Annotated in this window: 10 protein-coding genes; 5 read left to right on the top strand and 5 right to left on the bottom strand. The window is 74.9% G+C overall.

Annotation, left to right across the window (positions count from 1 at the left end; translation table 11 throughout):
- Positions 1–50: 50 nt before the first annotated feature.
- On the bottom strand, positions 51–1,769 hold the full coding sequence (locus AB0910_RS22120) for an IlvD/Edd family dehydratase (RefSeq protein WP_366746330.1): 1,719 nt from the start codon (positions 1,767–1,769) through the stop codon (positions 51–53).
- A gap of 576 nt (positions 1,770–2,345) precedes the next feature.
- On the opposite strand from AB0910_RS22120, the gene AB0910_RS22115 reads away from it, so the two are divergent.
- Positions 2,346–3,185: an ATP-binding cassette domain-containing protein gene (locus AB0910_RS22115; protein ID WP_366746329.1), complete on the top strand. Its 840-nt coding sequence runs from the start codon at positions 2,346–2,348 to the stop codon at positions 3,183–3,185.
- Here AB0910_RS22115 and AB0910_RS22110 read toward each other — a convergent pair.
- Together AB0910_RS22110 and AB0910_RS22105 are read right to left on the bottom strand one after the other, a co-directional pair.
- Positions 3,154–3,537 (bottom strand): nuclear transport factor 2 family protein, encoded by a 384-nt coding sequence (locus tag AB0910_RS22110; protein WP_366746328.1) that lies wholly within the window; start codon positions 3,535–3,537, stop codon positions 3,154–3,156. The two genes, AB0910_RS22115 and AB0910_RS22110, sit on opposite strands and share 32 nt — an antisense overlap.
- Positions 3,530–4,087: a DUF1697 domain-containing protein gene (locus AB0910_RS22105; protein ID WP_366746327.1), complete on the bottom strand. Its 558-nt coding sequence runs from the start codon at positions 4,085–4,087 to the stop codon at positions 3,530–3,532. The genes AB0910_RS22110 and AB0910_RS22105 overlap by 8 nt, the downstream gene beginning before the upstream one ends.
- A gap of 144 nt (positions 4,088–4,231) precedes the next feature.
- Here AB0910_RS22105 and AB0910_RS22100 point away from each other — a divergent pair, with 144 nt between their 5' ends.
- Complete coding sequence (locus AB0910_RS22100) at positions 4,232–5,098, top strand: aminoglycoside phosphotransferase family protein (protein ID WP_366746326.1); 867 nt, start codon at positions 4,232–4,234, stop codon at positions 5,096–5,098.
- A 25-nt stretch (positions 5,099–5,123) separates the two neighbouring features.
- Here AB0910_RS22100 and AB0910_RS22095 read toward each other — a convergent pair whose 3' ends face one another.
- Positions 5,124–5,855 (bottom strand): 3'-5' exonuclease, encoded by a 732-nt coding sequence (locus AB0910_RS22095; protein WP_366746325.1) that lies wholly within the window; start codon positions 5,853–5,855, stop codon positions 5,124–5,126.
- 97 nt (positions 5,856–5,952) lie between these two features.
- Positions 5,953–7,188 (bottom strand): SAV2148 family HEPN domain-containing protein, encoded by a 1,236-nt coding sequence (locus tag AB0910_RS22090; RefSeq protein WP_366746324.1) that lies wholly within the window; start codon positions 7,186–7,188, stop codon positions 5,953–5,955.
- A 364-nt stretch (positions 7,189–7,552) separates the two neighbouring features.
- Between AB0910_RS22090 and glgX the strand changes: the two genes are divergently transcribed.
- The 3 genes from glgX to treY all read left to right on the top strand — a co-directional run bounded on the left by glgX (position 7,553) and on the right by treY (position 13,069).
- A complete protein-coding gene (gene glgX / locus AB0910_RS22085) occupies positions 7,553–9,700 on the top strand; it encodes a glycogen debranching protein GlgX (RefSeq protein WP_366746323.1) in 2,148 nt (715 codons plus the stop codon).
- A gap of 86 nt (positions 9,701–9,786) precedes the next feature.
- Positions 9,787–10,572, top strand: a complete 786-nt coding sequence (locus AB0910_RS22080; RefSeq protein ID WP_366746383.1) for a GNAT family N-acetyltransferase — start codon at positions 9,787–9,789, stop codon at positions 10,570–10,572.
- A gap of 124 nt (positions 10,573–10,696) precedes the next feature.
- The gene (treY, locus tag AB0910_RS22075; RefSeq protein ID WP_366746322.1) at positions 10,697–13,069 is read left to right on the top strand and encodes a malto-oligosyltrehalose synthase; all 2,373 of its coding nucleotides are present in this window, start codon (positions 10,697–10,699) and stop codon (positions 13,067–13,069) included.
- Positions 13,070–13,075: the final 6 nt, after the last annotated feature.

The raw sequence follows: 13,075 nt of genomic DNA, 5'->3' as shown, positions 1-13,075 counted from the left end.
CCCCCGCACGCCGCGCACGCCGGGCGGCCTGGCGTACGGCGTGCCCCGCCTCAGTGCGACTCGCGGCCCACCGCGGGCCCGGTGGCGCCGGTCAGGAAGTCCAGGTCGGCGCCGGTGTCGGCCTGGGTGACATGGTCGACGTAGAGGCGCTCCCAGCCGCGCGCGGGCGCCGCGTACCGGTCGGTGGTGGCGCGGTCCGGGGTGCGGGCGGCCAGCTCGGCGTCCGGCACGTCCAGGGTCAGGGTCCGCGCCGGCACGTCGAGTTCGATGACGTCGCCGGTGCGGACGAGCGCGAGCGGGCCGCCCGCGGCGGCCTCCGGCGCGACGTGCAGCACCACCGTCCCGTACGCGGTGCCGCTCATCCGCCCGTCGCAGACCCTGACCATGTCGCGCACGCCCTGTTCGAGGAGCTTCTTCGGCAGGGGCATGTTGGACACCTCGGGCATGCCCGGGTAGCCGCGGGGCCCGCAGCCGCGGAGCACGAGCACCGAGTCGGCGTCCACGTCCAGGCCGGGGTCGTCGACGCGGGCGTGGAAGTCCTCGACGCTGTCGAAGACGACGGCGCGCCCGCGGTGGCGCAGCAGGTTCCCTGAGGCCGCGGCGGGCTTGACGATCGCGCCGTCGGGCGCGAGGTTGCCGCGCAGCACGGCGATGCCCGCGTCGTCCCGCAGGGGCTCGTCGCGTGCTCTGATGACCTCGCGGTCCCAGATCCGCGCGTCGTCCAGGTGGTCCACGAGGGGCCGTCCCGTGACGGTGAGCGCCGCCGGGTCGAGCAGGTCGCGCACCTCGCGCAGGACGGCGAGCAGGCCGCCGGCCCTGTGCAGGTCGTCCATGAGGAAGCGGCCCGCGGGCTGGAGGTCCACGAGCAGCGGCACCCGGGAGCCGATGCGGTCGAAGTCGTCGAGGGTGAGGCCGATGCCGAGCCGGCCGGCGATCGCCAGCAGGTGGACGACGGCGTTGGTCGAGCCGCCGATCGCGGCGAGCGCGACGATCGCGTTGTGGAAGGAGGCACGGGTCAGCAGCGTGCTCGGGGTGCGGTCCTCACGCACCAGCTCCACCGCGAGCCTCCCGGTGGCGTGCGCGGACTCCAGCAGCCTGCTGTCGGGCGCCGGGGTGCCCGCGACGCCCGGCAGGACCGTGCCGAGCGCCTCGGCGAGCAGCCCCATGGTGGAGGCGGTGCCCATGGTGTTGCAGTGGCCGCGGCTGCGGATCATCGCGGACTCGGAGCGGATGAAGTCCTCGCGGCTGAGGGTGCCGCCGCGCACCTCCTCGCTGAGCCGCCACACGTCGGTGCCGCAGCCGAGCGGCTTGCCGCGGAACGTGCCCGTCAGCATCGGCCCGCCGGGCACGACGACGGCGGGCAGGTCGACGGAGGCCGCGGCCATCAGCAGGGAGGGGATGGTCTTGTCGCAGCCGCCGAGCAGCACCACCCCGTCGACGGGGTTGCCGCGGAGCATCTCCTCCGTGGCCATCGCCGCCATGTTCCGCCAGAGCATCGCGGTCGGCCGCAGCAGGGTCTCGCCGAGGGAGACCACCGGCAGGTTGAGCGGAATGCCGCCCGCCTCGTGGATGCCGTCGCGCACCGAGGACGCGACCTCGTCCAGGTGCGCGTTGCAGGGCGTGAGGTCGGACGCGGTGTTGGCGATCGCGATGTGCGGCCGCCCGGAGAACGCGTCCGACGGCAGGCCCCTGCGCATCCAGGCCCGGTGGATGTAGCCGTCGCGGTCGTCGCCGCCGTACCACTGGGCGCTGCGGAGTTCCGATGTCATCGTGGTCCCGCCCTCCGGGGGTCGAAGCGGGCGGGCCGCCCGCGAGCGCCCGCCGCCGAATCAAGATCACCGACTGTACGCGCGGGCCCCGTCCCCCGGAAGACGTCCGCGGAGCCCGTACGCATCACCGCCGCAGGGGAGGTACGGCCCCGTTCCGGGACGCCCGGCACCCCGCCCCGTACGCCCACAGGCCACGCGATGTCGCCGAACGGCCACGGGCGGGGCCCGGGCCGGACCGCCCGCACCACCCGCGTCCAGGGCCGGGGCCTCGCGGCCCCTGGGCCGCGGGTTCCGACCGCCCTGAGGGCGCGGGGCGGGTGCCGGTACGATCGCGGGGAGGGTCGGCTCCAGGATCCGCGAGCCACGACGGCAGGAGCGGGGCGCCCCCGACCAGGGGGGCGGCGGGGCCGACCGTGGCGCGGCGGCGTCCACAGCGCCGCGGTGGCGCCGTACCCGCACTCGCCAGGCCGGGGCACGAGACCCCGGCAGGGCACGCGCCGGAGACACCGGCCTACGGGGATGACCCGGGCGCGCCCCCGCGCGTCCGCCGCGAGCTGACCGAGGAGCACCACCCTGATGACCGTCGAGGATCCGGCGACCGTGCCGCCCGCCGTCGTGGAAGTGACCGATATCGATGTGGTCCGCCAGGGCAGACTGCTGCTCGACTCGGTCTCGATGACCGTGCGCGGCGGCGAGCACTGGGCGCTGCTCGGCTCCAACGGGGCAGGCAAGTCGACCCTGCTCGGCATGGTCGGCGCGCTGACGCACCCGACGCGCGGCCGGGTGGAGGTGCTCGGCAGGACCCTGGGCCGGGTCGACCTGCGGGAGCTGCGCACGTCCATCGGCCATGTGAACCCGCGCCATCCGCTGCGCTCGCCGCTGCGGGTCCTCGACGTGGTGCTGACCGGGCTGACCAACTCCGTGGAGCCGGTGCCGCGCTGGGCTCCGGCCGCCGGGGAGCCGGAGCGCGCGCTGCGGCTGCTCGCCATGCTGGGCATGGGCGGCAAGGCGGAGGCGCGCTGGCCGACGCTGTCGCAGGGCGAGCGCGGCCGTACGCTCATCGCCCGCGCGCTGATGGCGCGCCCCCGGCTGCTGCTGCTCGACGAGCCGGCGACCGGCCTCGACCTGGCGGCGCGCGAGCAGCTGCTGAGCGCGCTGGACGCGCTGCGGCTCGCCCACCCCGAGCTGGCCACCGTACTGGTCACGCACCACCTGGAGGAGCTGCCCGCCTCCACGACGCACGCGATGCTGCTGCGCGAGGGGCGGTGCGTGGGGTCGGGCCCGGCCGCCGAGGTACTCACGACCGACCGGGTCAGCAAGTGCTTCGACCACCCGGTGCGCATCTCCCGCACGGACGGCAGGTGGACGGCGCGGGCCGACCGGATCAGCCCTGCGGAGGCACTTCCCCAGGAGTGAACGCCGTGCCCTGGTGGAAGTAGAGCAGCCACTCGCCGCCGGTGTGCCGCCACACCGAACTGCGGTGTGCGCGGCGCCCGCCGGCCTCCACGTCGAAGGTCACGTGCACCACGCCGTCGGCGAGTTCCACCGCGTCGAGGCGCGAGACGGTCGGCGGCGGGCCCGCGGGTCCCCTGGCCCGCAGTTCGGCGACGAGGGTCTCCCGGTTCCAGCAGCGGCCCGACGAGCCGAAGGACAGGAACTCCGGGTGGAGCAGGGCGGCGAGCCGGGCGGGCGAGCCCTGCACCGCGGGGTCGAGGAAGCGCAGCTCCGCCTCGATGACGGCGGCCGTGGCGGGCGAGGGGTCAGCCATGGGTGAGCTCCATCAGTCGGACGGCGGTGTTCCAGTTGCGGCTGGTGGCGACCACGCCCGGGTAGCGCCCCGGCCTGCCGAGCGCGGCGGCGAGCTTCGAGCGCCCCACGCCGTCGGGTGCCAGCAGGTAGAGAGCGCGGTCGCCGAGCCGGAACGCCTCGGGGAGGTACGCGCCGGGGTCGAGGTCGGCGAGGCGGGCGGGGTCCACCGGCGCGGAGAAGTACGTGACGTGCAGCTGCCTGCCCTCCAGCGCTTCCGCGTCGAACGGGCAGCGGGCGACGACCGTTTCGAGGTACGCGGCGTCGCGCACGACGCAGCCGATCGCGCTGCCGAAGCGCTCACCGAGCGCCGCCTCGATGCGGGCGCGCAGCGCGTCGTCGCCCTGCCGGCCGCCGCCGGGGGCGCGGAAGACCGCGTTGCCGCTGCGCAGATGGGTGCGGACCGCTTCGAGGCCGAGGCCGCCGAGGGTCTCGCGCAGGTCGGCCATGGGGACCTGCGTGCTGCCGCTGACGTTGATCCCGCGCAGCAGGACGGCGTACGACGTGGTCATGCGGGACACGATAGGGCGGCGCGGCGGCCTCCGAGGCAAGGCGCGAGCGGCCGCTGACGCGGTGGAAGGCGGCGCCGCGCGGGGTGAGAGGGTGGTGCGCCGACAGGCATATCCCGCGGCGCACGTGAGCGAGTGGACTTCCCCATGGACGAGGCTCAGGCCAGAGACATCCTCAGGGCCGCGGGGCTGCCGCGGTCCGCCGAGCTGATCGCGCTCGGCGAGAACGCGGTGTTCGCCGCGGGAGAGCTCGTGGTGAAGGTGGGCAGGGACGCGGCGCGCGCGCCCGAGCTGTGGGAGCGCGCCGAGCGCGAGGTGGCGCTCGCCGGGTGGCTGGCGGGCGCCGGGGTGCCCGCGGTGCGCGCGGCCGAGCCGCGGGCGCGCCGGGTGGCGGGCCATCCGGTGACGCTGTGGCACCGGCTGCCCGCCGCGGTGCGCCCCGCGGAGCCCGCCGACCTCGCGGAGCCGCTGCTGCGAGTGCACGCGCTGCCGGTGCCCGAGGACCTGGCGCTGCCGCGGCGCGAGCTGCTCGGCGGGGTGGAGCGCTGGCTGCGGCTCGCAGGCGACGCGATCGACCCGGCGGACGCGGCCTATCTGCGGGAGCGCAGGGACGGCTTCGCGCAGCGCGCGGCCGCCCTGACGCCGCTGCTGCCGCCCGGCCCGATCCACGGGGACGCGCTGCCGCGCAATGTGCAGGTGACCGCGGACGGGCCCGTCCTGGTGGACCTGGAGACCTTCTCCTGCGACCTGCGGGAGCACGACCTGGTGGTCCTCGCGCTCTCCCTCGACCGGTACGGCCTCGACCCGGCCGCGTACGACGCGTTCACCGCCGCCTACGGCTGGGACGTGCGCGCGTGGGAGGGGTGCGCCGTGCTGCGGGGCGCGCGGGAGACCGCGAGCTGCGCGTGGGTGGCGCAGCACGCCCCGGCGAACCCGGCGGCGCGCGCGGAGTTCGCACGGCGGGTCGCCTCGCTGCGCGCCGGCGACCCGGAGGTGCGCTGGTACCCGTTCTGAGCCGCGGGGCCGCCGGCGGCCGCGCTCAGCCGCGGCGCGCGGCGCCGGTGTCCGCTGCGGGCACGGCGAACCGGGCCCGCAGCGGCCAGTCGCGGTCCACGCTCGCCTCCGCGTCGCCCTTGCGGCGCAGGAAGCCCTCGAAGTCCTCGGCCCAGGCCGCGTACCAGGCGACCTGCCGCTCGTGCAGCTCGCGGGCGCCGAGCGCGGCGACCTTCGGGTGCCTGGCAGCTATCGCGGTCGCGACCCGGACGGCCGCGAGGGCGTCGGCGACCGCCTCGTGCGCCGCTTCGAGCACCACGCCGTACTCCCCGCAGACGGCCTCCAGGGTGCGCTTGCCCTTGCGGTAGCGGTCGACGGCCCGGTCGATGGTGTACGGGTCGACGACCGGGCCGAGCGGCCCGAGCGGCGGCAGGCCGTGCCGTTCGAGCTCGGCGCAGAGCAGCGTCAGGTCGAAGGCGGCGTTGTAGGCGACGACGGGCACGCCACGCGCCCAGGCGCCGCGCAGCGCGTCCGCGACCTCGGCGGCCACCTCGCCTGCCGGCCTGCCGTCGGCGGCGGCGCGCTCGCTGCTGATGCCGTGCACGGCGGACGCCTGGGCGGGGATCAGCACGCCGGGGTCGGCGAGCCAGGTGCGGCTCGCCACCACCTCGCCCGCGTCGGCCTCCACCACGGCGGCGGAGACGATCCTCGCCTCCAGCGGCTCCGTGCCCGTCGTCTCCAGGTCGAACCCGGCCAGCGGTCCCCCGTGCCACGTCATCCTGACTTCCCCTCACCGTGCGGCCCCGCCGCGCCGTTGTGCCCCCGTACTCCCCACACCCTCGCACGCGGCACTGACAGCGGCGCGGGGCCCGCGCTCAGGAGACCGGACGCGAGTCGGCCCAGAACGTCTCGAACTCCTCGCGGTAGACCTCGAAGAGGCCGTGCTCGGCGTCCCGTCCCGCGCGCACCACCGCGCGCCCGCCGCCGCGCAGCACCAGCACCGGGGTCTCGATGCCGCGCGCGGTGCGCAGGTACGACTGGACGACAGCAAGCCCGCCGGGGCCGTCGCCGTCGACGAGGTAGGCGGTGAAGCGGGGCGTCTCGTCGAAGACGTGTATCTCGAAGGCGCCGGGGTCGCGGAGCTTGGCGCGCACGCGGCGCATGTGCAGGATGTTCATCTCGACGGAGCGGCTCAGCTCGCCCTTGCGCAGCCCGAGCTCGCGCTCGCGGCGTTTGGCCGCGCTGCTCGCCGGGTTGAGGAAGAGGAGCCGCACCCGGCAGCCCGACTCGGCGAGCCGGATCAGCCGCCTGCCGGAGAAGTTCTGCGCCAGCAGGTTGAGGCCGATGCCGATCGCGTCGACCCTGCGGGCGCCGCCGAAGAGGTCCTCTGCGGGGAACTCGCGCTGGAGCCTGACCCGGTCGGGGTGGACGGAGACCACGTCCGCGTACCGGTCGCCGACCAGGTCCTCGACCGCGTCGACCGGCAGCCTGGCGTCCTCCGCGGGCTCGCCGCCGGTGGTGCCGAGCAGGGCGAGCAGCCGGGCGCAGGCCCGCTCGGCCTGGGCGAGGACCGTCTCGGACAGGGCGCGGTTGCGGGAGACGGCGTTGCGGGCGACCTCCAGCTCGTCGAGGACGAGTTCCAGCTCGCGCCGGTCGCGCACGTACGGTTCGAAGCAGGGCCAGTGCTGCACCGTCAGCTCGCGCAGCTGGGGCAGGGTGAGGAAGCAGAGCACGTCGTCGTCCGCGGGGTCGAGCAGATAGCCCTTGCGGCGGGAGACCTCGCGCACGGCGGCGGCGCGCTGCACCCACTCCTGGCCCGCCGGCCCGGCGGCGGCGATGACCCAGTCGTCGCCGTGGTGGGGCTCGTAGACGGGCCGCAGGACCGCGGCGACGACGGCCCGCATCCGCTGTTCGACGAGATTCAGCCAGATGTAGGCGCGGCCTGCCCTGCGGGCCCGGGTGCGCACCTCGGTCCAGGCCTCCGCGCCCCAGTCCAGCTCCGCGCCGATCTCCACCGGGCGCGCGACGGACACCGCGCCCGCCGGGATGCCGCCTGGCTCCCCCTCGTGACCTGGGCCACCGGGGGGTAGCTCCAGCCCTCCCGAGCTCACCCGCGCACCGCCCCTTCCCCGCCGCCAGGAGACCTTCCAGTGATCCCAGTGATCAACGAAGATTACTCCGACGACCGCTCGCGACGCATCAGGAACGGCCGTCCCGATTCCCAACTCCCGCACTCGTGGCCGATGTTCTTCGGTTCCTATATGCACCTTTACATCAAGGAAACCCGCTTTGCACGGGTGGTGCGCCCCGGCGCGTGCCGCGCGGGGGGAGGCGTACGCGCCCTCCCGCAGGGCCCTGGGCACATGGCGCAGGCATCTCCAGGGAACGGGGGTGCTAGGTACTGACCCGACTTTCGGGGAAGATCTGCGGGAAGAGACCGGCACCACCCGGATCAGAAATGGAAGAGTTTCGTCTATGCAGATCTGGCCGGGGCACAGGTATCCCCTCGGCGCCACGTACGACGGCGCAGGCACCAACTTCGCGGTCTACTCCGAGGCGGCGGACCGGATCGAGTTGTGCCTGCTGCACGACGACGGGTCCGAGACCGCGGTCGAGCTGCGGGAGACCGACGCGTTCGTCCGGCACGCGTACCTGCCGGGGGTGATGCCGGGCCAGCGCTACGGCTTCCGCGTGCACGGCCCGTACGCGCCCGAGAAGGGCCTGCGGTGCAACTCCGCGAAGCTGCTGCTCGACCCGTACGCGCGCGCCGTCAGCGGCAGCGTCGAGTGGGGCGAGGCGGTGTACGGCTACCACTTCGGCAGGCCCGACTCCCGCAACGACATGGACTCGGCGCCGCACACGATGTCGTCGGTCGTCGTCAACCCGTACTTCGACTGGGGCAACGACCGCCCGCCGCGCACCGACTACCACCGCACGGTGATCTACGAGGCCCATGTGAAGGGCCTGACGATGCTGCACCCCGCGCTCCCCGACGAGCTGCGGGGCACCTACGCGGGGCTCGCCCACCCGGCGGTGATCGAGCACCTGACGGAGCTCGGCGTGACGGCGCTGGAGCTGATGCCCGTACACCAGTTCGTCAACGACCACCGGCTGGCGGACGCCGGGCTCGCGAACTACTGGGGCTACAACACCATCGGCTTCTTCGCGCCGCACAACGCCTACGCCTCCTGGGGCGACCGGGGCGAGCAGGTGCTGGAGTTCAAGCAGGCCGTCAAGGCGCTGCACGAGGCGGGCATCGAGGTCATCCTCGACGTGGTCTACAACCACACGGCCGAGGGCAACCACCTGGGCCCGACGCTCTCCTTCCGCGGCCTGGACAACCCACAGTACTACCGGCTCACGGACGACCCGCGCTACTACATGGACACCACGGGCACCGGCAACTCGCTGCTGATGCGCTCGCCCCACGTGCTCCAGCTGATCATGGACTCGCTGCGGTACTGGGTCACCGAGATGCACGTCGACGGCTTCCGCTTCGACCTGGCGGCGACCCTGGCCCGGCAGTTCCACGAGGTCGACCGGCTGTCCTCGTTCTTCGACCTGGTCCAGCAGGACCCGGTGGTCAGCCAGGTCAAGCTGATCGCCGAGCCGTGGGACGTCGGCGAGGGCGGCTACCAGGTCGGCAACTTCCCGCCCCTGTGGACCGAGTGGAACGGCAAGTACCGGGACACCGTGCGGGACTTGTGGCGCGGCGAGCCGCGCACCCTGGCGGAGTTCGCTTCCCGGCTGACCGGTTCGTCCGACCTCTACCAGGACGACGGCAGGCGGCCCCTCGCCTCGATCAACTTCGCCACCTGCCACGACGGCTTCACGCTGCACGACCTCGTCTCGTACAACGAGAAGCACAACGAGGCCAACGGCGAGGACAACCGGGACGGCGAGAGCCACAACAGGTCCTGGAACTGCGGCGTCGAGGGCGCGGCGGACGACCCGGAGGTGCTGGAGCTGCGCCGCCGCCAGATGCGCAACTTCACGGCGACGCTGCTGCTGTCGCAGGGCGTGCCGATGCTCAGCCACGGCGACGAGTTCGCCAGGACGCAGGGCGGCAACAACAACGCCTACTGCCAGGACAACGAGGTCTCCTGGGTGCGCTGGCCCGACCCCGACGCCAAGGCCGAGGACGGGGCGCCGGCCGGGCCCGAGGGCGAGTCGATGCTCGCCTTCACCCGGGCGATGGTCTGGCTGCGCCGCGACCACCCGGTGTTCAGGCGGCGCCGCTTCTTCCACGGCAGGCCGGTGGAGGGCACCCACGACGAGCTGTCCGACATCGCGTGGTTCACGCCCGAGGGCGAGGAGATGAAGCAGCAGGACTGGCAGGCGGCGAGCGCGAGCGCGATGACCGTGTTCCTCAACGGGCACGCGATCTCGGAGCCGGGACCGCGCGGCGAGCGGATCTCCGACGACTCGTTCCTGCTGATGTTCAACGCGAGCCCGGACGACCTGGAGTTCCTCGTGCCCGTGAACCACGGCAGGCAGTGGCGGGTCGTGGTGGACACGGCGCGGCCCGAGGGCGTGGCCTCCGGCCAGGGCCCGACGGTCGACGGCGGGGAGCGGACCACCCTGACGAGCCGCAGCATGGTCGTCCTGATGCGCCCGGCGTGACGGCCCCGCCGGGGGCGGACCGCGCCCCGGGGCAAAACGAGTTGCCCGAGGTCCCGCACGGTGGTGCAGTGCGGGTCATGGACGACATGGAGGTACGCGCCGTGCGCGCGCTGTTCGACCGGCGGATGCGGCGGGAGGCCGAGCCGGACGGCGGCGCGCGCGTGGACCGCACGGCGCGCGCCGCGCGGCAGACCGGCGGGCCCGACGACTGGAACGGAGTGCTCTGGTCGGACCTGGACGAGGCCTCCGCCGACGCGGAGATCGCCGCGCAGAAGGCGCACTTCGCCGGGCTCGGCCTCCCCTTCGAATGGAAGCTGTACGCGCACGACGGGCCGCAGGACCTCGGCACGCGGCTCGCCGCCGCCGGGTTCGTGCCCGAGCCCGCAGAGTCGCTGATGGTCGCAGCGACGGCGGAGGTCGTCGCGCGCACCGCCGACGCGGCGCCGCCGGACGGGGTGCGGATCGAGCGGGTCGCGGACGCGGCGGGCGTGGCGCTCATGGCGGACGTGCACACACGGGTCTTCGGCCGCCCCTCGTCCTTCCCCGCCGCGCTGGAGCGGCAGCTCGCCGAAGCGCCGGAGACGGTCTGGGCGGCCGTCGCGCTCGCGGGCGCCACGCCGGTCTGCGCCGCCCGCGCCGAGCTGCCGCCTGGCAAGGAGTTCGCGAGCCTGTGGGGCGGCGGTACGCTGCCCCCGTGGCGCGGCCGCGGCGTCTACCGCGCGCTGGTGGCGCGGCGCGCACGGGTCGCGGGGCGGCGCGGCTACCGGTACCTCCAGGTCGACGCGTCCGACCGGAGCCGTCCGATCCTCGAACGGCTCGGCTTCGCCCGGCTCACCACGACCACGCCGTACGTGTACGACCCGGACGCCTGAGCGCCCGGCGGCACCCCGCACGCCCCGCACCTGTCCGCAGCCCCTACGCGACCTCCCGGACGTACGAGTGACCGAATCCGCCGCCCATGACACGGAACCCGCCGCACGGGGTACGTACGTGTCCATGACGCCCACCGCGACCTACCGGCTCCAGCTCCAGCCCGACTTCCCGTTCGCAGCGGCCGAGAAGGCCGTGCCCTACCTCGCCGCGCTCGGCGTCTCGCACCTGCACCTGTCCCCCGTCCTCGAATCCGTTCCCGGCTCCACCCACGGGTACGACGTGACGGACCACGCCGCCGTACGCGCCGAACTCGGCGGCGAGGAGGGGCTGCGGCAGCTGGCGCGGCGGGCCGGTGAGCACGGGCTCGGCATCGTGCTCGACATCGTGCCGAACCACATGGCGACGTCGCCGCGCCACAACCGGGTGCTGCGCGAGGTGCTGCGGGAGGGGCAGGCGTCCCCGTACGCCCGCTGGTTCGACATCGACTGGGAGGCGGGCGGCGGCAAGGTGCTGCTTCCGGTCCTGCCGGGGCCGCTCGGCGGCGAGCTGGAGCAGCTGCGCGTCGAGGACGGCGAGCTGTGCCACGGAGAGCAGCGCTTCCCGCTGGCGCCGGGGACCGGGGACCTGCCGCTGCCCCGGCTGCTCGACGCGCAGCACTACCGGCTCGCCTGGTGGCGGCTGGCCCGCACGGAGCTCAACTACCGCAGGTTCTTCACCATCTCCGACCTCATCGGGGTGCGCGTGGAGGACCCCGAGGTGTTCGCCGAGAGCCATGCGAAGATCCTGGAGCTGGTGCGCGACGGCGTGGTGGACGGGCTGCGGATCGACCACCCCGACGGGCTGGCCGACCCCGAGGGCTACCTGCGGCGGCTGAGCGAGGCGACGGGCGGCTGCTGGACGGTCGTGGAGAAGATCCTCTCCGACGAGGAGCGGCTGCCCGCGGCGTGGGCCGTCGCGGGCACCACCGGGTACGACGCGCTGCGCCGCGTGGACGGCCTGTTCACCGACCCGGCGGGCGCCGGGCAGCTGGAGCGGCGCTTCCGCGAGGTGGTGGCCCCCGCCGAGGACCGCGGCGGCTACTGGGAGCCGACGGTCCGCAGGGCCGCCTACCGGGTGCTGCTGCACGAACTGGCCGCGGAGACGGGCTTCTTGGTGCGTACGGCGGGCCGGGTCTGCGCCGCGGACCCGGGCCTGCGCGACCACGCCCCCTGGGCGCTGGAGACCGCGATCAGGGAGCTGCTCGTGCGGATGGAGGTGTACCGGCCCTACGTGGTGCCCGGCGGGCCGCGCACCGAGGCGGCGGCCGCGGCGATCCCGCAGGAGGCGGTGCGGCAGGCGAAGGCGGTTTTCGCGGTCCCCGAGGAGGCGGCCGCCGTCGACGTGGTGCGGGAGCTGGCGCTCGGCGGGCTCGGCACGGGCCCCGACCAGGCGGCGTTCTGCGCGCGGTTCGCGCAGACCTCGTCGGCGCTGCGGGCCAAGTCGGTGGAGGACACGGCGTTCTACCGGTTCCTGCCGCTGCTTTCGGCCAACGAGGTGGGCGGCGAGCCGGCCGCGCCCGCCGTGAGCCCGGACGCCTTCCACGCGTTCTGCGAGCGCATCGCCCGCGACTGGCCGGCCACCGGCACGGTGCTGACCACCCACGACACCAAGCGCAGCGCGGACGTGCGGGCGGGCATCGCGGTGCTCTCGCAGTGCCCTCGCTGGTGGGACGACCTGCTGGCGCAGGTGGCGGGCGTGGCGGCGCCCGACCCGCTGGTCGCCTGGCAGGCGTGGCAGACGGCGCTCGGCTTCACCCCGGCGGGCGACACGGCGGACGTCGACGCGGCGCTGACCGCGGCGCCCGCCGGGGAGCGGATGGAGGGCGCGCTGCTCAAGTCGGTGCGCGAGGCCGGTCTCCGCACCAGCTGGACCGAGGGCGACCCGCGGTTCGAGCAGGCGGTGAAGGACTTCGTCGCCGCGGGCCCCGCGGGCGCAGCGCGACGTACGGTCGCCCACTTCACCCGGGCGCTCGACCCGTATGTGCGCGCCGGCGCGCTCGGCGCGGCGCTGGTGCACCTGACGATGCCGGGCGTCCCCGACCTGTACCAGGGCACGGAGCGCGACTATCACGCGCTGGTCGACCCGGACAACCGGGCGCGCTTCCGCCCGGGGCCGCCGGACGAGAAGACGGTCGTGACGACGGCCGCGCTGCGGCTGCGCCGCGAACGGCCCGCCGCCTTCGGCGAGTCGGGGACGTACGCGCGGCTCGACGCCGCAGGTCCCGCCGCGGAGCACTGCCTGGCGTTCGGCAGGTCGGGCGAGGTGGTCACGGCGGTCACCCGGCTGCCGCTGCGCCTCGCCGAGGCGGGCGGCTGGGCGGGCACGGCGCTGCGGCTGCCGCCCGGCACCTGGCGTGACGTGCTCGCGGCGCCGCCCCGGGTCTTCGAGGGCGGCGATGTGCCGCTGGCCGAGCTGTTCGCCGACCGGCCGGTCGCCCTGCTCGCCAAGGAGGTGTGAGCGGGG

It is taken from the genome of Streptomyces sp. NPDC047002, assembly GCF_040704505.1.
Classification (GTDB): Bacteria; Actinomycetota; Actinomycetes; order Streptomycetales; family Streptomycetaceae; genus Streptomyces.
Note: the sequence above shows the minus strand (reverse complement) of the source record. Positions and strands in the feature narration are given on the sequence as shown.

Bases quoted from the DNA above. Each gene is read 5' to 3' on its own strand.
- AB0910_RS22105 (WP_366746327.1), bottom strand. From the start codon at position 4,087: ATGACCACGTCGTACGCCGTCCTGCTGCGCGGGATCAACGTCAGCGGC.
- glgX (WP_366746323.1), top strand. From the start codon at position 7,553: ATGCAGATCTGGCCGGGGCACAGGTATCCCCTCGGCGCCACGTACGAC.
- AB0910_RS22120 (WP_366746330.1), bottom strand. From the start codon at position 1,769: ATGACATCGGAACTCCGCAGCGCCCAGTGGTACGGCGGCGACGACCGC.
- AB0910_RS22110 (WP_366746328.1), bottom strand. From the start codon at position 3,537: ATGGCTGACCCCTCGCCCGCCACGGCCGCCGTCATCGAGGCGGAGCTG.
- AB0910_RS22080 (WP_366746383.1), top strand. From the start codon at position 9,787: ATGGAGGTACGCGCCGTGCGCGCGCTGTTCGACCGGCGGATGCGGCGG.
- AB0910_RS22115 (WP_366746329.1), top strand. From the start codon at position 2,346: ATGACCGTCGAGGATCCGGCGACCGTGCCGCCCGCCGTCGTGGAAGTG.
- AB0910_RS22100 (WP_366746326.1), top strand. From the start codon at position 4,232: ATGGACGAGGCTCAGGCCAGAGACATCCTCAGGGCCGCGGGGCTGCCG.
- treY (WP_366746322.1), top strand. From the start codon at position 10,697: ATGACGCCCACCGCGACCTACCGGCTCCAGCTCCAGCCCGACTTCCCG.
- AB0910_RS22095 (WP_366746325.1), bottom strand. From the start codon at position 5,855: ATGACGTGGCACGGGGGACCGCTGGCCGGGTTCGACCTGGAGACGACG.